Raw genomic sequence first — 22,583 nt, 5'->3', positions numbered from 1 at the left:
GTGTCAGTGCCCTGCTTCGCTGAGCTGGTCGTAGATGCCGCCGTCGGCGAAATAGGTGGCCTGCGCCTTGCGCCAGTCGCCGAACTGCTCGGCCAGGGTGAAGGTCTTCACCGGCGGGAACGTCGTTGCGTACTTCGCCGCCGCGGCGGCATCGCGGGGCCGGTAGTAGTGCTTCGCCACCAGGGCCTGGCCTTCCGGCGAGTACAGGAACTTGAGGTAAGCCTCGGCCACGGCGCGGGTGCCGTGCTTGTCGACCACCTTGTCCACCACCGCCACCGGCGGCTCGGCCAGGATGGTCAGCGAGGGCACGACCACGTCGAACTTGTCCGCGCCCAGCTCCTGCCGCGCCTGCAGCGCCTCGCTTTCCCAGGCGATCAGCACGTCGCCGATGCCGCGCTGGACGAAGGTGTTGGTGGCGCCGCGCGCGCCGGTATCGAGCACCGGCACGTGCTTGTACAGCTGGGCGACGTAGGCGCGCGCCTTGTCCGCGTTGCCGCCGGGCTGCCGCTGGGCCCAGCCCCAGGCGGCCAGGAAGTTCCAGCGTGCGCCGCCGGAGGTCTTGGGATTGGGGGTGATCACCTGAATGCCGTCGCGGACCAGGTCCGACCAGTCGCGGATAGCCTTGGGATTGCCCTTGCGCACCAGGAACACCACGTTCGAGGTGTAGGGCGTGCTGTGCTCGGGCAGGCGCGCCTGCCAATCCTTGGCGAGCAGGCCGCGGTCAGCCAGCACGTCGATGTCCCAGGCCAGGGCCAGGGTGACCACGTCGGCCTCCAGGCCGTCCTGCACCGCGCGCGATTGCTTGCCCGAGCCGCCGTTGGAGGTGGTGATGCGCAGCTCCTTGCCGGTCTGGCGCTTCCAGGAGGCGGCGAAGGCGGTGTCGGCGTCCTTGTAGAGCTCGCGGGTGGGATCGAAGGATACGTTGAGCAGGCGGACGTCCTGGGCATGGACGCTGGCGCCAAGGACGAGGCCGGCGATGGCAAGGAGCAGGGTCGGGCCTGGGGATTTCAAGGTCGGGCTCCAGTGGCGGATGCGGATGGCGGGGGCGCTCGCGCACCCCCGCCCTGACGGCTTTGTCCCATGCCGCACATTCAGAGAGCGTCAGCGGCGTGCTAGGGCTCCGTTCGTCCGGATGGGCTGCCGAGGCAGGTTGCCGGGTTTTCCACGGGCGGCGAAATGATCGATGCGCATAAGCTCATGCGTTCGGCCGTATAGACATCCACATCGATGGCAAAGCCAGACGAACCCCGGTGCGAACCGGGATTCGCAAGCACACACGGGCAGACTTAAAGCGAGTAGTTGCCAAGCACGGCCAGCTTGCTCACCGCCTGCCTGGCGCGGACACGCAGATACCAGGTGCCTGCCTGCGGCCGAGATATCACGATCGCTTCATGATTGCCCGGGTGATCCGCGCTGGCATCCGCATCCGCGCCATCCGCCGCAGGCGCTGCAGACGACTTCGCATACAGCGTGGCGTTGCCCGTTCCTCCGAATGTGCGCAGATGGAGGTAGCGTGCGGTCGACGGAACCTCGATGGCATAGAGCAGGCTGTCACCTTCGGCGATGGACTGTTCCAGACGCAGCACGCCACGCTCCAGCTGGCTGATGGGCTCGACCTGCGTGTCCCTGTACAAGGCTTTCGCCACCGCCGCCCGAGCATCCACGATACCAGCGCCGATCGGCCGGTCCGGCGCAACCGGGAAAACACGCGCGGTATCAACCAGCAGTTCGCGTATCTGCTCGGGGGAAAGCGCCGGGAGACCGGCCTGCTTGACGGCGCTGATCATCAGCGCAGCGACACCGGCGACATGGGCAGCCGCCAATCCCGTACCGCTGGAACCGCTATAGCCGGCTTCGGCTGGCACCGTCGCCCCCTGGTTGGATGTGGACCAGATGAATCCATTCAGCGCGCCATCGATCGACCCACGACCGCCGGGGGCGGCAAGCGCAATACCCGAACCGAAGCTGGAGTCGGCCACACGTTCGCCCGTAAAGCCGCTGGCAGCAACGGCGATGACGCCGGGACAGCTCGCCGGAACCGCCAGGGCCACATCGCCGCCGAAGTTTCCAGCGGGAGCGATCACCACCGTACCGCGGCGATTGGCTTCGGCGATGGCGCTCTGCAGGCTGAAGGTTTCCGTGCAGCCATCTTCGAACCGGTCACCTACACCCAGGTTGATGACTTGTGCCGGATGCTGATTGTCCGGAACGCCCCGGACATGCCCACCCGCTGCCCACAGGATGGCGTCGGTGATGTCCGACAAGTAACCCGCTCCGCAATGCCCCGCCACACGGACCGGCAACACTTTCGCCCGATGGGCAATACCCAAGCTTCGATCCGCGCCGCCAGGCAGCCCTGCGACGATTCCCGCAACCCGCGTACCGTGCCAGCTGCTTGCTTCCCCGCCAGGACCATCGAAGCAGACTTCATAGTCCGAGGTATCGCTCCAGTCGCCCGGATCCCAGCCGCCCGGAGCGCGATCATCCGTCGCACGACCCGAGGTCAAGGCGTCGCGGATAAAGTCGTAGCCAGCATTCGCCAATGAAAGATCCAGATCGGGATGCCGCGTGATGCCCGTATCCAGTACGGCGACGACGACGTCCTTGCCATCGGCGAGTTCCCAGGCCTTCTCGATATTGGCGCCGCCGCGCGGGTCGCTGTAGTTCCAGCGGATGCTGGAAAACGGATGATGGTTGGGCACCAAGGCTCGTGGCGATGCGCCGGCTGCATCCCGCCGAACAGCCTGTGTATGCAAGCGGACGTCACGCTCGACGTGCAGCACGGCAGGGTCGGCTGCGATGGCCTGCATCAGGCTGCGCGCCTGCGCATCGTCCAGTGGCTGCGACACGCTGATCAGGTCGCTGCCCAAGGCAAGCTTGCGCACATGGTGGGCGGTCAGCCGCCCGGTACCCGAGCCCCGGAGCATGAGTTTGTCCAGTCCGCTACGGCTGAGAGCAGCACTCACGTTCTGCACGGCGGCACGCTGATCGTCGGCTTCGGTGCTGCCTTGCCGATAGGTAACGATGAAGCGATGGATCCTGGTGCTATCGAGCGTTCCTTGCGGGGTAGCCCAAGCGGCATCCATGCCGGCATGGGCGTAAGCGAGCGGCATCGCCATCACTGCGGCGATGGCCATGATCGGAATACGGACGAGATGTCGTTTCATGCGAGTACCTCAAAGAAGAAGTCGAGCAACGCTCGAAAAGAGGTGGCCACGGCCGTGCACAGGCCCGAGACTCCCGGTCGCCGCGCAGCGTGCGCACGGCCGGGCCACCAACGCAGTGGCGCGCCCCACACCGCGGAGCGCGCCGCGGTGTCACCAACCGAAACTCACGCCGAGCGTTCCGCTAGACTCGCCGCCGCCGGCGAGCGAACCCGCCAGCAGCAATGCGCCGTTGCCAGGAATGCGTCGCGCGAGACCGGCGGCAAGCGCTCCCTCTCCGCGATAGCCGCCGACGGCCGCACTCACCCGGTTATCGGTGCCCGATGCCGCGGCGATTGCACCGGCCATGCCGGCCAGCGCCGTACCCATCGCGCCTACACGGTTGAGGCGCGTATCGAGCGAGTTGAAGCGGAGATTCACATCTGACTTGAAGGCATCGAAATCCGCGTGGGCGACAAGACCGGCCACCCGTTGATCGGTGTAGGCCTTCGCGTCGCTCGCAGCTTGCCGCGCGCTGCCATCGGCGTACTGCTTCGCGGTGACCAGTGCTTCCTCGACCGGACTTGCGCTGGAGGCTTCGGCAGCTACGCCCTTGGCGATCTTGCTGGCAACTGCGGCTACCGGTGCGGATGGCGCGGCTGAACGAGGTTCCGGCAACGCCGTTGCCTCTGTCGATGCCGGCTCGATTTGCGCCATGCCATTGGATGAACTCCATCCGGGCGTGGTCTTTTCTGCTTCTCCGTTGCCTTCTTCCAGCCGATTCACGCGGTCGTCGAGCTGGCCAAGCTTGCCGTCGACCGCGCTGAAAGCGTCGCCAACGCTTTGGAAGTGCGTGCCCTGGATGGCATACACCGGCCCTGCCATGCCAGCCGCGGTCATGGCGGCTCCGCCGCCAAGCATCTGCGCCATCTGGTCGCCATGCTCGAACAGCTGCCCGCCGTTGACGGCCTCCTTGCTGCCGCTGGCCACGGCACCCGCATTGACATTGCCAAGGGTGGTGCCGCCGGCGCTGTTCAGCGTGATCCTGGCTTTGCCGGCATCGTCGTACTGCACCATCTTGTCGATGACCCCGCTGTCGCCTTCCAGGGCTTCGCGCAGCTGTCGCACATTGACGGCGTCCGTATCTTCGGTGCCGCTCGCCACGTGGACGATCTGGCGGTCATAACCGTTGCGGCCTACGGATACCGTGTGCGGACGATCGGCGATGGAACGCGCGCCCAAGGCCACCGAGCCGGTGGCAGGAGCGTAAGCGCCGAAACCGAGCGCGGTGGCGCGGTCGGCCGCGGCAAAAGCGGCGCTGCCCATGGCAGTGGCGAATTCGCCGCGGGCCGCCGCCGGGCGGGTATCGAAGCGCTGATCGGCGTGGTAGTCGATGCTGCCGATGCCGCCGATCGCGACCGCTCCTGCGCCCTCGACCTTGGCCTGAACGCCTAGTGCCAGGCCGCCGGAAGAATCCGCACCGACCGACGTATTGGAGCCGATCGCAATGGCTACGGGAGAGTTCTTGCCGATGCTCCCGCGGAAGCCCAGTGCCATGCTGTCCCCGGAGCCGCGCTCGATCTGATTGAACGTGCCCAAAGCCGTGGCATAGGGGGCATCGATGCGGTTGCGCGCGCCCACGGCCACGCTGTACGCACCCGCGGCCAGCGAAGAGCCCGCGGCCACGCTGGCGAAACCCTGGGCCGCGCTGCCGTAACCAAGCGAAGTCGATTGCTCGCCGAAGGCGGTAGCGCCCTGCCCCAGCGCCGTCGCACCCAGGCCATGCGCGTAGCTGGCTGCACCGACGGCGGTGCCGTAGTTCTGGCCAGCCTGCGCAGCGCGCCCCAGCGCCAGGCTTTGCGCTCCCTCGGCCGAACTGTCGCCGCCCACCGCCAGGGCGCCCGTGCCGGCGGCGTGGGAGAGGTGTCCTACGGAGATCGCTTCATCGCCATGCGCCTGCGCATCGCTGCCGATGGCGACGCCGAATGCCTTGTTCGCGAGGCTGTTCGCGCCGACAGCCACGCTTTCCTCGCCGGAGCTGCGCGCAAAGAAGCCCAGGGCGAGAGCTTGCTCGCCGCTCGCCTCCGTGCCTGCGCCCAACGCGGTCGAGCCCATGCCCGAGGCGGCGCTGAGCAGGCCCAGCGCCGTCGCCGACTGTTCGCCATCAGCGCTCGCGTAGGCGCCGATGGCGGTGTTGCCGAAGTTGCGCGTGTGCGCGCCGCCACCAATGGCAGTCGAAGAACCGGCTTGCGCCTGGGCCGACTGGCCGATAGCGGTGCTGTCGAGGCCTTCCGCCCTGCTGGCGGAGCCGATCGCCGTTGCGCCGCTCGCGCGGGCCTTGCTGTTGCGGCCCGCGGCGGTCGCTCCCTTGCCTTCGGCGAGCGCGTCGTCGCTGCCGTCGCGCAGCCCGCTGGCTTTGAAATAGCCGGTGGTGTCGCCGATGTCCGAAGACAGCGCATCGAGCTGCGCCTTGTTCACCGCATCGGTGGCTTCGGTACGCGATCACTCACGCTTTCCAACCGAACATCACCGGATATCTGGCACGCGGCGTCCTCCACACACGCATCGTTCAACCCGAAGCCGTCCCTACAGGCCTCGGGGAGTCAAAAGACAGCGTTTTGCGATGGGAGAGAAACTCACGCGGCAGGAAGGAATAAGCGCGCTTTTGCGAGCCTTCCTAGATTCGCGATAAGGAGCCGGCGACGGACGCGGTTCGCGCGACGAAGGCGTAGCCCGCGCCGCGCACCGTGATCAGCGGGAGCACCGGCACGCCCAGCACCTTGGCCTTGCGGCGCAGGCGGTAGATCAGCATCTCCAGGCGATGCGGGTCGAACTCCATGTCGTGGCCGTGCCAGGCGGCGATCAGCACATCGCGCGCCACCGTGGCGCCATCGGCGGCGAACAACAGGTGCAGGACGCAGCGCTCGGAGGCCGACAGCGGGATGCTCGCGCCGGTCGGCGCCAGCAGGTTCCAGGCGTCGGTCGCCAGCCGCCACTCACCGGTGGAGACAGGACTCGGCGTGTCGGTCCCCGCTGCAGCCGCAGCAGGCCGCGGCGCGCCCAACCTGCGCCGCCCGACGCTGCGCAGGCTCGCCGCCAGCAGCGCCAGGCCGGCGGGCTTGCGCAGGTAAATGTCGGCGCCGGCCGTGAGCGCGCGGATTTCGTCGTGCTCGGCCGTGCTCCCGGTCAACACCACGATGCCGATATCCGAGCAGCGGCGCAGATGGCGCGCCACCGAGATGCCGTCCTCGTCCGGCAAGCCCAGATCGAGCACGGCCAGGTCGAAGCGCTCCGCCAGCATGCGGCGATAGAGTTCCGCGGCGCGGCCCACGCCGACGGCTTCGAAGCCGAATTTCAGCAGCCCCGGCACGAGGATCTCCTCGCGCAGCCGGCCATCGTCTTCCAGCACGGCCACCCGCCATGCGCCTTGCCCGTTCGGTGAGGAACCCGTCGCTTCCATCTGCGTCACTGCCGTCATCCGCTGCCGCGGACGTTATAGCAGCGCCGCGGGACGGTCGGTAAATGGACGTCCAAACGAAGATGCTTCGCGCGTGCGATTCCGGCATTTCCCGCCAGCAAAGTCCGAGACGCGACACGATTACTGCCCGCTCGCCGTCGTTCCCTCGGGCACAAAACGCAGGCATAAAAAAACGCGGCAGCTCGCGCTGCCGCGTTTTTTACCAGCAGACGGCTTAGCCGACCGCGGCGTCCTTCAGCTTCTTCAGCGGGCGGATCTTGACCTTCACCGTGGCCGGCTTGGCGGCGAACCACTGCTCTTCCTTGGTGAAGGGGTTGATGCCCTTGCGCTTCGGCTTGGCCGGTACGCTGACGGCGGTGATCTTCAGAAGACCCGGCAGCGTGAACGAGCCGTGGCCCTTCTTGTGCACCGAACCGGCAACCGCGTGCTCGAGCGAAGCCAGCACGGCGCGCACGTCCTTGGCCACGACACCGCTGGCTTCAGCGATGTGGGCGACCAGGCCGGACTTGCTCAGAGCGTCCTTGATCGGCTTCAGCGCAGCCGGCTTGGCGGCAGCCTTGGCGGTGGTCTTCTTGGCGGCTTTCTTGGCCATACATTCCCCGTAGTTTTGATGGGTTTGGTTGAAACCTGTGCCTTCCGGCAGGTGGAATGTATGGCATGTGAGCGATGCCGCCAAGACGCAAACGCATAAATGTGTCTTACGGCATGGTGTTTTTTGCGACCGCGTCGTGCCGAAGGGTGGTTTTTCAGGCGAAAGATGCCCTTTCGCGATCCTGCTCGGTGATGCCGGGCCTGATTTGCAGGGGTGGCGGAACGGCCGGCCATGGGTGCGCCGGCACGGGTTTCGCTGCATGCCCGGCGTGACTGCCGTGTGCAAGCGCGGATACGAAAAGGCCCGCTCCGCGGTGGCGTCGCCACCTGGGAGCGGGCCCGGCATCCCGCGAAATCATGCAGAGCTCAGCGCCCGAAGATGATTTCCTTGCCTTCGTGATCGCGGTCCCAGCCGCGCAGCTCGTCGCGGATATGGGCGATGCGCTGACGGCCGAGCGCATTGCGCTCCTCGTCCAGCACCTGTCCGTCCAGCAGCTCGGCCAGCCGCTGCGCGGTCGGCAGCATCGCGTCCCAGGCGTCGAGCGCGGGGATCGGCGCCGGCAGGGTCATGAAGAAGCTCAGGCCCGGCGAGCGCAGCGCGTCGAGGCGGCTCAGGTCGAAATTGCCCGGCTTGAGCATGTTGGCCACGCTGAAGATCGGTCCGTGCTCACGCTTGCCGTCGAGCAGGCGGTGGTAGATGCCCATGTCGCCGAATTCGAGGCCGGCCTTCTCCGCCGCCACGATCAGGTCGGGGCCGAGGAAGACCGAGCCTTCGCGCGCCACCACGAACAAGGTGACGATGCGCTCGACCGGCAGCTGCGCCGGGCGCTTGCCCAGCTCGGAACGCGGCGGCACACGGGGAGCGGCAGGCGGCGGCACCGGCTCCTGCGCGCGCGGCCGGACGTCGAGGGGCCTGGTGTCGACGGGCCTGCTGTCACTGGGGATGGGCTCCACCGGCGCGGCCTTCACCGGCTGGTCGACATGCCCCTGCGCGGCCAGGAACTGCTCCGGTGGCGCGCGCAGCGCCTCGATGATCGATGCCGCGGCGCCCATCGGCCTGGCGCTCACCGGTGCCGGTGCGACGCGCTCGCTGGACAGCGTGGCGCCGAGCTTCTCCAGTTCCTCGCGCAGGCCCATGTCCAGCTCGCCCTGCTTCGGCTTGGGCGGGTCGAGCGGATCGAGGCGGAAGTCGTCGCGCGCGTGGAACGACGGCGCGTCGTCGGCGACCTCGATGTCTTCGCCGAAGGTCGGCTCGCGCCGCTCCTCGCCGCCTGTGGCGGGCGCGCGGCGGCGGCCCTGCTCTTTGCGCGGCTGGCCGAACAGCCAGATCAGGCCCAGCACGATCGCACCCACGATCAGCAGCGGAATGCCGACCGCGGGGTTCCAGACGAAGGCGAGCACGGGTTGCATGGTCATGTAAGAGTCCTCAGGCTGCGCCGGCGAGTTTGGCTGCTTCGGCCAGGTCCACCTGTACCAGGCGCGACACACCGGGTTCGCGCATGGTCACGCCGCACAACTGCGACGCGGCTTCCATGGTGGCCTTGTTGTGGCTGACGAAAATGAACTGCACCTTCTCGCTCATCTCCTTCACCATGCTGGAGAAGCGGCCCACGTTGGCTTCATCCAGCGGCGCATCCACCTCGTCCAGCAGGCAGAACGGCGCGGGATTGAGGCCGAAGATGGCGAACACCAGCGACACCGCGGTGAGCGCCTTCTCGCCACCGGACAGCAGCGAGATGTTGGACACGCGCTTGCCCGGAGGGCGGGCCATGATGGCCACGCCGGTGTCGAGCAGGTCGTCGCCGGTCAGTTCCAGGTAGGCGTGGCCGCCGCCGAACAGGCGCGGGAACAGCTCCTGCACGCCGGCGTTGACGCGGTCGAAGGTTTCCTTGAAGCGCTGGCGGGTTTCGCGGTCGATCTTCTTGATCGCGCCTTCCAGCGTGTCCATCGCGCTGGTCAGGTCGGCCAGCTGGTTGTCCAGGTAGTTCTTGCGCTCGCTCTGTTCGGCATGCTCCTGGATCGCGGCCAGGTTGACCGGCTCCAGGCGCTGGATCTTCTGCCCGATGTCGGTGAGCGCGCCGCGCCACTGCGAGGCGTCGGCGTCTTCCGCCAGCTCGGCCAGCAGCGGTTCCAGCTCCAGGCCGGAGGCGGTGATCGCTTCGGCCAGCTGCTGTGCGCGCAGCTGCAGGGCCTGCGCGGCGAGGCGCTTCTGCGACAGGCTTTCGCGCAAGGTATGCAGGCCTTGCTCGATGCGCTGGCGCTCCTGCTCCAGGCGGCGGAATTCCGCATCGCAGTCTTCCACCGCGCGGCGCGCTTCGACCAGCTGCTTGTCCACCAGCAGGCGCTGGTCCAGGTAGGTCTGGCGCTCGGCCTCGAGCTCGGCGATGGGATCGGAGCCGGCGGCGAGCTGTTCGGTGATCTCGCTGCGGCGCGAGGCGATCTGGCGGATCTGCGTGTCCATGCGCGACAGCGCCTGGTCCAGCGAAGCCAGCGCGGAGCGCTTGGATTCCATCGACAGCGCCAGCGCATGCGCCTGGTCGGCGGCCTCGCGCGCATTCATGCGCGCTTCCTCGCGCGATTCCAGCAGGGCGCGGCGCTCGTTCTCCAGCTCGCGGCGCTGGTCTTCCAGGTCGCCCATATGGTTGACCGATTCGTCCAGGCGCGCACGCGCGTCGCGGATCTGGCTCTGCAGTTCGTCCAGCTGGCCGATGATCTCGCCCAGCTCGCCGGAGACCTTCTCGGCGCGGGCGCGGGCGGTTTCCATCTTGCCGCGGTGGCTCTGCAGCTGACCGGCGAGTTCGGACTGGCGGCGGTGGGCGTTGTACAGCTCGCGCTGCGCGTCGTCGCGCGCGCGCTCGGCTTCGAACTTGCGCGTGCGCAGGTCGTCGAGCTGGCTGGTGGCCTCCTCGATGCGCGCTTCCAGCGTGGCGATCTGTTCGGCCAGCAGGCGCATCTCGCGCTCGCGCGCCAGCACGCCGACCTGGTTGCCCTGCGCGCGGCGCACGCGGGCCCAGCCGGGACCGAGCCATTCGCCGGTGCGCGTCATCACCGACTGGTACGGCGCCAGCGCGGACAGGCCGGCGACGCGCTGGTGCGCTTCGTCGAGATGTTCGGCGGTGAGCACATGGCTGAGGATCGAGATCGCCGCGGCCGGGCCGCGCACATGCGCCGCCAGCGTGCCGGCGGTGTTGGCGCCGCCCTCGGCCGCATCCAGCAAGGCCAGGTCGGCCTCCTTGAGGTCGCCGAAGTCCTTGGCGTAGTCGTGCGCGCCGTCGACCAGCACGCTGTCGAGGAAGCCGGCCAGCGCGGTTTCCACCGCGGTCTCCCAGCCCGCTTCGACCTGCAGCGATTCGCCCAGGCGGCGTGACTTGTCCAGGCCCAGCCGGGCCAGCCAGCCGCTGGCCGCGCTTTCTTCCTGGCCCAGCGCGGCATGCTGCAGCGCCTCGAGCGAGGACTGCCGGCCGCGCGCGGACTGCAGCTGCTGGCGCGCCTCGTTGAGCGCGGACTGCACCTGGCGTTCTTCGTCCAGCACCTGCTCGTGGCCGAGCTTGTGCTGGTCGAGCAGGCCGCCGAGGGTTTCCAGGCGTTCGCGCTGGGTCTCGTGCTCGCCCTGCAATTGTTCGAACGAAGCGTCCAGCGCCTCGATATCGGTGGCCTTCTGCTCGCTCTCCAGTGCCTCGCGGCGCCTGGCCAGGTCGAGCGACTGGCGATCCAGATAGGCCAGCTTGGTGCGCTCCACTTCCGCCGCGCGCGCGGATTCGCCGGCGGTGCGGGTGTAGGCGTCCCAGCGCTGCTGCCAGTCGGACAGCTTGGTTTCGGTGTCGCGCTGCGCGTCGGCAGTGTCGTCCTGCATCTGCTGCAGGGCTTCCAGCCTCGGTTCGCCTTCGGCCAGCGCCAGGCGCAGGCTCTCGGTCTGTTCGCGGTCGGTGGCGATATGCGCGGCCAGTTCCTCGTGCTCGCGCTCGGCTTCGGCGTGGGCGCGCTGCAGGCGGTCGGCGGTCTCGCGGTTGAAGCGCACCTGCTGCTCGACGCGGGCGATCTCGGCGCCGACCTTGTACACCTCGCCCTGCACCTGGTTCAGGTGCTCGTTGGCGCCGGTGTGGCGCTCGCGCACGCTTTCCAGCTGCGCTTCGACGTGGCGCTGCCCGGCCAGGCGCTTCTCGATCTCGATCTCGGCGGCGGACAGGCCGGCGCCCTCGCCGTCGTGCTGGCTCTTCAGGCCGCGGTATTCCAGTGCGCGCAGCTCGGCTTCCTTGCGCGTCTGTTCTTCTTTCAGCGCCTTCCAGCGCTCGGCGGCGCGGGCCTGGCGGTTGAGGTGCTCGAGCTGCTTGTCCACCTCGTCGCGCACGTCTTTGACGCGGTCGAGGTTCTCGCGGGTGGACTTGATGCGGCTCTCGGTCTCCTTGCGGCGCTCCTTGTACTTGGAGATGCCGGCGGCTTCCTCCAGGTGCACGCGCAGTTCCTCGGGCGCGGCCTCGACGATCTGGCTGATCATGCCCTGCTCGATAATCGAGTAGCTGCGCGGCCCCAGGCCGGTGCCCAGGAACAGGTCGGTGATGTCGCGGCGGCGGCAGCGCGCGCCGTTGAGGAAATAGGCGGACTGGCCGTCGCGGGTGACCTGGCGCTTCACCGAGATCTCGGCGTACTGGCCGTACTCGCCCTGGATGGTGCCGTCGCTGTTGTCGAAGATCAGCTCGACCGTGGCCTGGCCGACCGGCTTGCGCGAGTTGGAGCCGGAGAAGATCACGTCGGTGAGCGAGTCGCCGCGCAGGCGGCTGGCCGCGCTCTCGCCCATCACCCAGCGGATGGCGTCGATGATATTGGACTTGCCACAGCCGTTCGGGCCCACCACGCCGGTCATATTGGTCGGCAGGTGCAGGGTGGTCGGGTCGACGAAGGACTTGAAGCCGGCGAGTTTGATCGTGGTCAGGCGCATGCGGATTCCGCGGCAGCTGGAGAGGGGCTTGCGATTCGGCTCGAAGCCCCTCTCCCGTCGGGAGAGGGGTTGGGGTTGGGGTGAGGGTACGGGCGGAGCGGACCGCCCCGCTCCGCCCGTACCCTCATCCGCCTGCCGGCACCTTCTCCCGGAGGGAGAAGGATTCCAGCGGGAAGACTGAGGGACCCAGAATAAGGCCTATGTCCGTGCTGCTCAAAGGCTTTCAGGTGTCCGGCGGACGCGCATCGATGGAAAGCGCGTGGATCCCGTTGTCCATCAAGCCCTCCAGCGCCGCATAAATCATGCGGTGGCGCTGCAGCGGCGACTTGCCGGCGAACACGGGGCTGACGATGCGCACGTGGAAATGGCCCTTGCCGGCGTTGGCGTGGCCGGCGTGCTTGTGGCCTTCGTCCGCGACTTCCAGCTCGACCGGCGCCAGCGCGGCCTGCAGGCGTTCGCGGATCTGGATGGCCATGGCGGCGCTCATGCTCAGGGCAGCACCTTGCGGAAGGGTTTGACCGAGACGCCAGCATAGACCCCGGCCGCCACGTAGGGGTCGGCATCGGCCCAGCTCTGCGCATCGGCCAGGCTGGCGAACTCGGCCACGATCAGGCTGCCGCTGAAACCGGCGCTGCCCGGATCTTCCGCATCGATGGCCGGGAACGGACCGGCCAGCAGCATGCGGCCCTCGGCCTGCAGCTGCTGCAGGCGGGCCACGTGAGCCGGACGCGCGGCGAGGCGCTTTTCCAGCGAATCGGGAATATCGGTACCGACAATGGCGTACCACATGGCTCAGGCCTCCGGACGCATGTAGGGGAACAGCAGCACGTCGCGGATCGACGTGGCGCCGGTAAGCAGCATCACCAGGCGGTCGATGCCGATGCCGAGGCCGCCGGTGGGCGGCAGGCCTACTTCCAGTGCGCGGATGTAGTCCGCGTCGAAGTGCATGGCCTCGTCGTCGCCGGCGTCCTTGGCCGCGACCTGGGCGCGGAAGCGTGCTTCCTGGTCTTCTGGATCGTTGAGCTCGGAGAAGCCATTGGCCAGCTCGCGGCCGTTGACGAACAGCTCGAAGCGGTCGGTGATGCCCTGATCCGTGTCGCTCTCGCGCGCCAGCGGCGAGACTTCGACCGGATGCTGGGTGATGAAGGTCGGCTGGATCAGCGTGTGCTCGACGGTCTTCTCGAAGATCTCCAGCAGCAGCTTGCCCCAGCCGTAGCCCGGCTTGACCTGGCAGCCCAGGCGCCTGGCGTGCGCGGCCATGGCCTCGCGCTCGCGCAGCTCCTCGCGGCGGATCTCGGGGTTGTGTTCCAGCACCGCGTCTTCCATCGACCAGCGGCGGAACGCCGGGCCGAGATCGATATCGGCGCCATCCCAATGGATCTGCGTGCTGCCGATGACGTTGGCGGCGGCGTCGCGGATCACGCCCTCGGTGAGGTCCATGATCTCGGTATACGTGGCGTAGGCCTGGTACAGCTCGAGCATGGTGAATTCGGGGTTGTGCCGGGTCGACACGCCCTCGTTGCGGAAATTGCGGTTGATCTCGTACACGCGGTCGAAGCCACCGACCACCAGGCGCTTCAGGTACAGCTCCGGCGCCACGCGCAGGTACAGGTCCAGGTCCAGCGCGTTGTGGTGGGTGATGAAGGGCTTGGCCGTGGCGCCGCCGGGGATGATCTGCATCATCGGCGTTTCCACTTCCATGAAGCGGTAGGGCTCGGCTTCGAGCCACTTGCGCATGTAGCCGATGATCTTCGAGCGCAGCACGAAGGCGCGGCGCGATTCCTCGGTGACGATCAGGTCGACGTAGCGCTGGCGATAGCGCTGCTCGACGTCGGCCAGGCCATGGAACTTGTCCGGCAGCGGGCGCAGGCTCTTGGTCAGCAGGCGCAGCGCATCGACCTTGACCGACAGCTCGCCGGTTTTGGTACGCATCAGCACGCCCTCGGCGCCGACGATGTCGCCGGAATCCCAGCCCTTGAACGCGTCGTAGGTCGCCTCGCCCAGCGTGCCCTGGTGGATGAAGAGCTGGATGCGGCCGGACATGTCCTGCACCTGCACGAAGCTGACCTTGCCTTGCACGCGCTTGAGCACGATGCGGCCGGCCATCTTCACGCGGCGCGCGAGCGCGTCGATCGCCTCGGCGGTGTGCACGTCCTTGTCGGCGTATTCGGTCTGCAGGTCGCCGGCGAAGGCGTCGATCTTGAAGTCGTTCGGGAACGCGACGCCCTGCCCGCGCAGCGCTTTGAGTTTCTCGCGGCGCTCTGCAATCAACTTGTTCTCATCGATGGGCAGGATGTCTGTCGGTTCGCTCATGCTGGTTCCGTGGTGTCGACCGTCGAAGTGGCGACGGCCTGGGTGTTGGCTAATGGCCGAATAAAGCGGGATGGTTCTTTTTCAGGACGCTGTACGGGATGACCGACCAGTCCGGGTTGTCGCAGTTACGGGCGACGCGCGCGAAGTAGGCGCCGACGTACAAGCCCTTGTCGGTGAGATACCACGGACCGAAGTCCCACACGCCGGGATCGGCGTAGTTGCAGCCGTCTTCGTCGCCGTCGCTCTTCATGGCGTCCGGATAGAGCTGCTTGAACAGCTTCACCACGGCCGGCGCGTAGACCTTCTCGCGGTACTGGAACCACGCGTCGGAACGCTCGGCCGGCTGGTTGCCGCTGCCCAGCCAATACAGGTCTTCCAAGGCCAGCTGCTTGCCGGTGGCCGTGTCTATCGTGGTGCCGTCGATGCCGAAATCCGGATGCGCCGCGCCATAGCAGGACCAGCTGCTGGACACGGCGTAGCTGACGAAGCGCTCGTTGAGATAGTGGCTGGACACGTCCACCGAGTCCGCGCCCGAGCCGCCCTCGCCGTTCGCGCAGCCGAAATACGCCTGCAGGCCGGCATAGAAACCGGCGTCGATGGTGCGGTTGATCGCGGCCATCGCCGCCTCGGGATAGCCGCCGACCACGTGGAACATGGCGACCTTGGACAGCGGCTCGGAGAACCACTGGAGCTGGTATTTGCCACCGAAGGTTTCCTGCTTGCCCGGTACGAAATGGAGATCGGCCAGGCGCAGCTTTTCGTAGTCCGACAGCGGGCGGGCGAACTTCAGATCCGGCCGCGGCTCATGCACCGAACCGGCGGCCACCGCGTGCAGCTCGACCGGCAGGCTCGCCCCCTTGCCGCTGGTGAAGCTGCCCTTGAAGCCGTCGCCCGTCCTGGCCAGCGTGAAGTGATCCGACTTCGCTTCGTCGCTGTCGTAGGCGGCCGAGCTGAGCTTGTAGCCCTGCTTGCCGGGCTCGCCGCGCAGCGGAATGTCCTGCCGGTACTTCTCGTAGAAATAGGTGCCGGACACGCTGCCGTCGGATTCATCCAGCTGCATCACGATCGGATACTTGCCGACGGTGCCGCGCAGCAGGCGGCTTTCCGCGTGCAGCGTGCCGGCGGCCAGCAGGCCTAGCGCGAACAGGGCGATCGATGCGGTTCTCACGCGGGGGTTCTTCCTTGTGTCCTGAGTTCGCACGACGGCGCGGGCAAGCGCTGCATGCTCAATCTTCCTTGCCGACCGCGTGCTTCACCGCATGCTTGGTGGCGTTCCAGCCGTCACGCGCGCCGTGGCCGATCTTCAGGCCGACATCCTTCGCACCGTGACCGACCTTCAGGCCGGCATCCTTCGCGCCGTGACCGACCTTCAGGCCGGCATCGCGCGCGCCATGGCCCACTTCGACGCCGGCATCGCGTGCGCCATGCCCGACCTCGACGCCGGCATCGCGCGCGCCGTGGCCGACCTTGACGGCGGTGTCGCGGGTCGCGTGGCCGACGTCGCGGCCGGCGTCGCCGGCCGCATGGCCGGCTGCCTTGGCGTCCTGCTTGATGCCCTGCCCCGTGCTTTCCTGCGCGTTTGCGAAGCCGACACCTGCCGCCAATACCGCACAGGCGATCAGGACCCGGGAGATCTTGTGGCTGTTCATGCGGACACCTCGTCGGTGGTCAGGTGGATGCGATGGCCGGGCGCTCAGGCGTCGATGCGCTTGGCGCCCGCGTCGAGGCCGGCCTTCAGGCTGCCCTCGACGAATTCGTCGAGATCGCCGTCCAGCACCTTCTGCGTATCCGAGCGCTCGATGCCGGTGCGCAGGTCCTTGATGCGGCTCTGGTCCAGCACGTAGTTGCGGATCTGGCTGCCCCAGCCGATGTCGGACTTGGTTGCTTCCAGCGCGTCCTTCTCGGCGTTGCGCTTCTGCACCTCGAGCTCGTACAGCTTGGCCTTCAGCATCTTCATCGCGCGGTCGCGGTTGGCATGCTGGCTGCGCTCGGTCTGGCAGGCCACCACCACGCCCGAAGGCATGTGGGTGATACGCACGGCCGATTCGGTCTTGTTCACGTGCTGGCCGCCGGCGCCGGAGGAGCGGTACACGTCGGTGCGCAGGTCGGCCGGGTTGATCTCGATATCGATGTCGTCGTCGACTTCCGGCGACACGAACACCGAGGTGAAGCTGGTGTGGCGGCGGTTGTCGGAGTCGAACGGGCTCTTGCGCACCAGGCGGTGCACGCCGATCTCGGTCTTCAGCCAGCCGTAGGCGTAATCGCCTTCGACGCGGAAGGTGGCGGACTTGATGCCGGCCACGTCGCCGCCGCTGACTTCCAGCAGCTCGGCCTTCCAGCCGCGCGACTCGGCCCAGCGCAGGTACATGCGCAGCAGGATTTCGGCCCAGTCCTGCGCCTCGGTGCCGCCGGCGCCGGCCTGGATGTCCACGAAGGCGTTGGAGGCGTCCATCTTGCCGGAGAACATGCGCTGGAATTCCAGCTTGCTGACCTTGGCGTCGAGCTTGCCGAGGTCGCTGACGATGGACAGCACGGTGGACTCGTCGTCGTCGGCGACCGCCATCTCGAGCAGGTCGCCCGCGTCGGCGAGGCCGGCGGTCAGCGTGTCGATGCCGTTGACGATGGTTTCCAGGCGGGCGCGTTCGCGGCCCAGCTCCTGCGCGCGCGGCGGATCGTCCCATACGTTGGGACTTTCCAGTTCGCGGCTTACTTCTTCGAGGCGCTCACGCTTGGTGGCGTAGTCAAAGATACCCCCTAAGCGACTCGACGCGGCCCTTGAGGTCCGCGATCTGCGCAAGGATCGGATTGGTCTCGATCATGGATGTATTTGGCTGGGAAAATGGCCAAACAGGATAACAGGCGCACCTCACCCCGGGTAGGTTGGGGTGCGCCGCAGGCAAACCCCAACGGACGTCCGGTCAACATGGACGATCCGTTGGGGCTATCACCCCAACCTACAGTGCTTGCTGGTGCACCCCGCGCACGGCGCGCCCCGACGGATCGGCCGCCGCGGCGAAGGCCGGATCCCAGGCCAGCGCGGCCGGCGAGGAACAGGCGATCGACTTGCCGCCCGGCACGGTGGCCGCACAGGCTTCGCCGGGGAAGTGCTGCTCGAAGATGCGCCGGTACAGATAGGCCTCCTTGGTCGCCGGCGGATTGTGCGGGAAGCGGGTGGAGGCGGCGGCGAATTCGCGGTCGCTGACCACTTGTTCGGCATGCGCCTTCAGCCCGTCGATCCAGCCGTAGCCGACACCGTCGCTGAACTGCTCCTTCTGCCGCCACAGGATCGAATCCGGCAGCGCGCCCTGGAAGGCTTCGCGCAGCACCGCCTTCTCGATGCGGCCGTGGCCGGCCATCTTGTACTTCGCATCCAGGCCCATCGCTACGTCGAGGAACTCCAGGTCCAGGAACGGCACCCGCGCCTCCACGCCCCAGGCCATCATCGCCTTGTTGGCGCGCAGGCAGTCGAAGCTGTGCAGGGCGTCGAGCTTGCGCACGGTTTCCTCGTGGAAGGCCTCCGGCGACGGCGCCTTATGGAAATAGAGGTAGCCGCCGAAGATCTCGTCCGAACCCTCGCCCGACAGCACCATCTTCACCCCCATCGCCTTGATGCGCCGGGCCAGCAGGTACATCGGGGTGGACGCGCGAATGGTGGTGACGTCGTAGGTCTCGATATGGCGGATCACTTCCGGCAGCGCGTCCAGCCCTTCCCAGAAGGTGTAGACGAAGCCGTGGTGCACGGTGCCCAGCGCGTCGGCGGCGATCCGGGCGGCGGCCAGGTCCGGCGAGCCTTCCAGGCCGATCGCGAACGAATGCAGCCGCGGCCACCAGGCTTCGCTGCGGTCGTCGTCCTCGATGCGCTCGCGTGCGAAGCGTGCGGCGCACGCTGCCACCAGCGAGGAATCCAGGCCGCCGGAGAGCAGCACGCCGTAGGGCACGTCGGTCATCAGCTGGCGGTGCACGGCCTGTTCGAAGGCCTGGCGCAGTTCGGCAGGTTCCAGCTGTTGGCCGTGGGTGACTTCGTAGGAGCGCCAGTTCCTGCGGTAGTAGCGCGTCACTTCGCCGCTGGCGCTGTCGTAGACGTGGCCCGGCGGGAAGCTCGCGACGTCCGCGCAGACGCCGACCAGGGCCTTCATCTCCGAGGCCACGCACAGCCGCCCTTCCCCATCGTGGCCCCAGTACAGCGGGCAGACGCCGAGTGGATCGCGGGCGATCAGGTAGCGCTGGGTGGCGGCGTCCCACAGCGCAAAGGCGAAGATGCCGTTGAGCTGCTTGATGCCGCGCGCCAGGAATTCCTCCGGCCCCAGTTCGCGGTAGAGCGCGTTGATCACTTCGCAGTCGGAGCCGGTGGTGAAGTCGTAGCCGCTGGCGGCGCGCAGTTCGCGGTGGTTGTAGATCTCGCCGTTCACCGCCAGAGCCAGGCTCTCGTCGCGCGAACGCAGTGGCTGCGAGCCGCTGGCCGGGTCGACGATGGCCAGGCGCTCGTGCACCAGGATCACGCCGGCGTCGACGAAGACGCCGCTCCAGTCCGGCCCGCGATGGCGCTGGCGCTGCGAGAGTTCCAGCGCCTGGCGGCGCAGGGCAGCCAGGTCGTCGCCGGGTTGCAGGTCGAACATGCCGAAGATGGAACACATGGTTGACGCTCCTCAGGGGTGATGACGCGCAAAACTTAAGTACGGGGGAAAAAGAAAGGGCCCGCTTGTCGGCGGGCCCTTTGCGTGATTCTGGAGACTTGTTTCGTGTCTACACGCCGGCCCACCCGTCGATGCGGGGATTGTTATTGGCGTTGTTATTCAGCGCGTTCGCGGATGCGCTCAAGCCGGCCGCGGAGGCGGCGAAGGCGGTGCGCTGGATGGCGAAGGCGGAGGACATGAGGTCGACTAGAGCACAGGCATGCTGCGGCGCGCAAGAGGATTTTTTACCTTCCTCGCGGCTGGCGTAGCTTGGGGTGAGCGCAGCGAACCCCAACGGTGCGACAGCGGGCGGGGTCCGTTGGGTTCGCCTATGGCTCACCCCAACCTACGTGCTGACCCAGTTCCGCGCTTCTTCCAACTGCGCCGTCTCGTACAAGCGGAACTCCCCCGGCGACAGAAACCCCAGCGCCTTGGCCAGGTTGCGCATCCAGCCCACGTCGGTGACCAGCGCCGCGCGTTCCCAGCCGCTGAAATGGCGGAAGCCCAGCTTGGCGTCGTCCCACATGGCCGCGGCGTCGAAGCCGGTGAAGTCCTGGTCGATATGGAAGATCACCCGCAGCTTGCGATTGAGCGCGAACGCCGCCTCGATATCCGGAATCACCACCCGCTCGTAGTCCGCCGCGGTGACCTGGTTGTGCGCGGTGAAACCGATCACGCCGGGCGGCAGGCTGGTCATCTGCACGATCATGGCATCAGCTCCTCGATGGTCGAGACTGACGCTATCCAAGCGCGCCGCTCGTTGCGCCGACAGCTAGGCGCCGTGAAGAACCGCCCAACAAATCACCGGCGGCAAATCAAAGCGGCTCGATATGCCGCAGCAGCAGGCGCGGGCTTTCGCGTCCCTGCCAGTCGTTGATGGTCAGCTCGTAGGCCGCGCGCAGGCGCGTCGGCGGCGGCTGGCCGGTGTAGGCGCCGAACATCACGGCGTCGAGCACGGCGCCGTCGCGCGGATCGCTCAGGCTCAGGCGCAGATGGGTTTCGCCCATCACCCGCCAGCTCGCGCAGGCGAATTCGTTGTCGAACACCGGCTCCGGGAACGCCTGGCCCCACGGGCCGCCATAGCGCAGCTGGCGCGCCAGCTCCAGGGTGGCGGCGCCGGGCGGCAGTTCGCCGTCGGTGTAGAGCACGTGTTCCAGGCAGGTCTCGTCCAGCCATTCGCGCGCGATCGCGTCGAAGGCGCTGGCGAAGCGGGCGAAGTCGCTCGCCTTCAGGCTGAGGCCCGCGGCCATGGCGTGGCCGCCGAAGCGTTCGATCAGGCCGGGCTGGCGCGCATCGATCGCCGCCAGCGCATCGCGGATATGAAATCCGGCGATGGAACGGCCGGAGCCGCGCAATTCGCCGGTGTTGTCCTCGCTGGCCGGAGCGAACGCGAATACCGGGCGATGCAGCCGTTCCTTCAGCTTGGAGGCGACCAGCCCGACCACGCCGGCATGCCAGGAGGGTTCGAACAGCGCCACGCCGACCGCGTCGATATCGGCGGCGCGCGCCACCATCACTTCGGCCTCGGCCACCATGGTGGCCTGCAGTTCGCGGCGTTCCTGGTTGATCGCGCTCAGTTGCTCGGCGTAGCGGCGCGCCACGTTGGCATCGTCGGTCAGCAGGCATTCCACGCCCAGGCGCATGTCTTCCAGGCGGCCTGCGGCATTCAGGCGCGGCCCCACCGAATAACCCAGGTCGCTGGCGCACAAGGTGGCGACGCTGCGCTTGCCCGCATCGACCAGCGCCGCGATGCCGGCGCAGCCGCGGCCGGCGCGGATGCGCTTGAGGCCCGCCTCGACCAGCACGCGGTTGTTGTAGTCCAGCGGCACCAGGTCGGCGACCGTGCCCAGCGCGACCAGATCCAGCAGCGTGGACAGATCCGGCTCCTTGCCGGCGCCGAACGCGCCCTGCCCGCGCAGCGTCGAACGCAGCGCGAGCAGCAGATAGAACATCACGCCGACGCCGGCCAGCGCCTTGCTGGGGAATGCATCGCCGGCCAGGTTCGGATTGACCATCGCATCGGCCGCGGGCAACTGCTCGCCGGGCAGATGGTGGTCGGTGACGATGACGCGGATACCCAGCGCCTGCGCCGTGGCGACGCCGGCCAGGCTGGCGACGCCGTTGTCGACCGTGATGATCAGCTGCGGCTGTGGGTGCAGCGATTCGACCAGGGCCGTGCTCAGGCCATAGCCGTGGATAAAGCGATTCGGCACGGCGTAATCGACCTGGCGCGCGCCAAGCATGCGCAGGCCGCGCACGGCGACCGCCGTACCGGTAGCGCCGTCGCAGTCGTAGTCGCCGGCGATCAGGATGCGCCAGTCGCCGCGGATCGCTTCGACCAATAGCTCCACCGCGCGCTCCATCCCGCCGAGCTGATGCGGAGCCAGCATGCAGGCGAGCCGGTGGTCGGCGTCGGCCGGGCTCAATACGCCGCGCGCCGCATAGATCTGCCGCAGCACCGGATGCACCGCGTCGCTCCAGCCCTGCGGCTCGCCCTTCGGCGTGCGGCGACGCAGGCTAAGCAACTGGCTCATCGGCGGCCACCGCGCCAGAAACGCAGGCGATGCCAGGGGCGATGCAGCCAGCGCTCGCCGCTGGCGAAGGACAGTTGCAGCGGCGCGGCGGCGAGGCGTTGCAGCGTCGGCCACCAAGTGCCGCCGATCTCGGTCGCCTGCAGATCCTGCAGGTCGATCAGCCAGCCAGGGCCGGCCTTCGCGATCGCCTCGGGCGTACGCGGCACGACGCCGACACCAGCCCGCGCCGCCAGCGCACCCAGCAGCACGTCATCGCTGACGCAGCCAGCCAGGGCGCTGCGCACGACAGTAGGCAAACGGCCACCGCCCCACAGCCACAAGCTGTTCACCGGCGGCAGGCCGCGTTCGCGGCGTTCGGCATTCAAGGGATGCTGGTGCAGCAATACCTGCGCCTCGGTCAGGATCACCCGCCAGCGGCGCCCTTCCGCTCCTTCCGGCAGATGCTGCACCAGGTTCTCGCCCAGCGCCTGGTCGGGCGAGGCGAACGCGGGCAAGGCGAGACCCGGCGGCACGCGCACGTGCCAGCGATCCGGCGTGCCCAGCTCCAGGCTCATGCCGGCGTCGGCGAACACCGGCAGCAGCGGTTCGGCCAGCGCGCGGGCGTCGTCCATGCTCAGCTGCAGCTGGCCGCAGGCGAGCAGGCGTGCGCCGTTGAGGTCGGGCTGGATCCACGCCGGATCGGCGCTCAGCCAGGTCGCCTCGCCGGCATCGCCGGCCAGCAGTTCGCGCGTCAGCGCGGCCGGCGCGAAACCATCGGCGCAGTCGAAGTAAGCGGCCAGGCCGCCGAGAAAACCGTGCGGGCCGTCCTCGATGCGCTCGGCGCGCACCAGCCAGACGCGCAGCGGATGATCCGGCTCGAAGCGCGGCAGGTCGGGCAGCCACAGTTCCAGCGGTCGGGCCACGTGCGCCATCGGC

18 protein-coding genes and 1 pseudogene are annotated in these 22,583 nt (G+C 67.9%); all 19 read right to left on the bottom strand.

The window, feature by feature from the left end; translation table 11 throughout:
- Positions 1-3 precede the first annotated feature (3 nt).
- Positions 4-1,011 carry a sulfate ABC transporter substrate-binding protein gene (locus tag AB4083_RS04405; RefSeq protein WP_441606538.1) on the bottom strand — a complete coding sequence of 336 codons (1,008 nt, stop codon included), beginning with the start codon at positions 1,009-1,011 and terminating at the stop codon, positions 4-6.
- 275 nt (positions 1,012-1,286) lie between these two features.
- Positions 1,287-3,167 carry a S8 family serine peptidase gene (locus tag AB4083_RS04400; RefSeq protein WP_441606537.1) on the bottom strand — a complete coding sequence of 627 codons (1,881 nt, stop codon included), beginning with the start codon at positions 3,165-3,167 and terminating at the stop codon, positions 1,287-1,289.
- Between the two features lie 150 nt (positions 3,168-3,317).
- On the bottom strand, positions 3,318-4,922 hold the full coding sequence (locus AB4083_RS04395; RefSeq protein WP_441606829.1) for a YadA-like family protein: 1,605 nt from the start codon (positions 4,920-4,922) through the stop codon (positions 3,318-3,320).
- 27 nt (positions 4,923-4,949) lie between these two features.
- Positions 4,950-5,633: pseudogene (locus tag AB4083_RS04390) on the bottom strand (hypothetical protein); the annotation flags it as partial.
- A 187-nt stretch (positions 5,634-5,820) separates the two neighbouring features.
- A complete protein-coding gene (locus AB4083_RS04385) occupies positions 5,821-6,603 on the bottom strand; it encodes a response regulator transcription factor (protein WP_441606828.1) in 783 nt (260 codons plus the stop codon).
- Between the two features lie 232 nt (positions 6,604-6,835).
- The gene (locus AB4083_RS04380; protein WP_441606536.1) at positions 6,836-7,213 is read right to left on the bottom strand and encodes an HU family DNA-binding protein; all 378 of its coding nucleotides are present in this window, start codon (positions 7,211-7,213) and stop codon (positions 6,836-6,838) included.
- Between the two features lie 365 nt (positions 7,214-7,578).
- Entirely contained in the window at positions 7,579-8,628 is a 1,050-nt protein-coding gene (gene zipA, locus AB4083_RS04375) for a cell division protein ZipA (protein WP_441606535.1), read from the bottom strand.
- A 10-nt stretch (positions 8,629-8,638) separates the two neighbouring features.
- On the bottom strand, positions 8,639-12,148 hold the full coding sequence (gene smc / locus AB4083_RS04370) for a chromosome segregation protein SMC (protein ID WP_441606534.1): 3,510 nt from the start codon (positions 12,146-12,148) through the stop codon (positions 8,639-8,641).
- A 223-nt stretch (positions 12,149-12,371) separates the two neighbouring features.
- Positions 12,372-12,635 carry a BolA family protein gene (locus tag AB4083_RS04365; protein ID WP_441606533.1) on the bottom strand — a complete coding sequence of 88 codons (264 nt, stop codon included), beginning with the start codon at positions 12,633-12,635 and terminating at the stop codon, positions 12,372-12,374.
- 2 nt (positions 12,636-12,637) lie between these two features.
- Positions 12,638-12,937, bottom strand: coding sequence for a YciI family protein (locus AB4083_RS04360; RefSeq protein WP_441606532.1), 300 nt, complete (start codon positions 12,935-12,937; stop codon positions 12,638-12,640).
- A gap of 3 nt (positions 12,938-12,940) precedes the next feature.
- Positions 12,941-14,461, bottom strand: a complete 1,521-nt coding sequence (lysS, locus tag AB4083_RS04355; protein ID WP_441606531.1) for a lysine--tRNA ligase — start codon at positions 14,459-14,461, stop codon at positions 12,941-12,943.
- 49 nt (positions 14,462-14,510) lie between these two features.
- The gene (locus AB4083_RS04350; RefSeq protein ID WP_441606530.1) at positions 14,511-15,629 is read right to left on the bottom strand and encodes a hypothetical protein; all 1,119 of its coding nucleotides are present in this window, start codon (positions 15,627-15,629) and stop codon (positions 14,511-14,513) included.
- Between the two features lie 58 nt (positions 15,630-15,687).
- Positions 15,688-16,110 carry a hypothetical protein gene (locus AB4083_RS04345; protein WP_441606529.1) on the bottom strand — a complete coding sequence of 141 codons (423 nt, stop codon included), beginning with the start codon at positions 16,108-16,110 and terminating at the stop codon, positions 15,688-15,690.
- 44 nt (positions 16,111-16,154) lie between these two features.
- Positions 16,155-17,280 (bottom strand): peptide chain release factor 2 gene (gene prfB / locus AB4083_RS04340; RefSeq protein WP_441606528.1). Its coding sequence is split into 2 segments (ribosomal slippage): positions 16,155-17,204 and positions 17,206-17,280, totalling 1,125 coding nucleotides; the frame shifts between segments, so codons are not numbered across the junction.
- A 135-nt stretch (positions 17,281-17,415) separates the two neighbouring features.
- Complete coding sequence (gene asnB / locus AB4083_RS04335; protein ID WP_441606527.1) at positions 17,416-19,095, bottom strand: asparagine synthase B; 1,680 nt, start codon at positions 19,093-19,095, stop codon at positions 17,416-17,418.
- A gap of 109 nt (positions 19,096-19,204) precedes the next feature.
- Entirely contained in the window at positions 19,205-19,333 is a 129-nt protein-coding gene (locus AB4083_RS04330) for a hypothetical protein (protein ID WP_441606526.1), read from the bottom strand.
- 147 nt (positions 19,334-19,480) lie between these two features.
- Positions 19,481-19,843 (bottom strand): STAS/SEC14 domain-containing protein, encoded by a 363-nt coding sequence (locus AB4083_RS04325; protein WP_441606525.1) that lies wholly within the window; start codon positions 19,841-19,843, stop codon positions 19,481-19,483.
- A 106-nt stretch (positions 19,844-19,949) separates the two neighbouring features.
- Complete coding sequence (recJ, locus tag AB4083_RS04320; RefSeq protein ID WP_441606524.1) at positions 19,950-21,668, bottom strand: single-stranded-DNA-specific exonuclease RecJ; 1,719 nt, start codon at positions 21,666-21,668, stop codon at positions 19,950-19,952.
- Positions 21,665-22,579, bottom strand: coding sequence for a phosphoglycerate mutase (locus AB4083_RS04315; RefSeq protein ID WP_441606523.1), 915 nt, complete (start codon positions 22,577-22,579; stop codon positions 21,665-21,667). Before AB4083_RS04315 ends, recJ begins: the two co-directional genes overlap by 4 nt.
- Between the last annotated feature and the right edge of the window lie 4 nt (positions 22,580-22,583).

This window comes from Dyella sp. 2RAB6 (genome assembly GCF_052115385.1).
GTDB lineage: Bacteria > Pseudomonadota > Gammaproteobacteria > Xanthomonadales > Rhodanobacteraceae > Dyella_D.
Note: the sequence above shows the minus strand (reverse complement) of the source record. Positions and strands in the feature narration are given on the sequence as shown.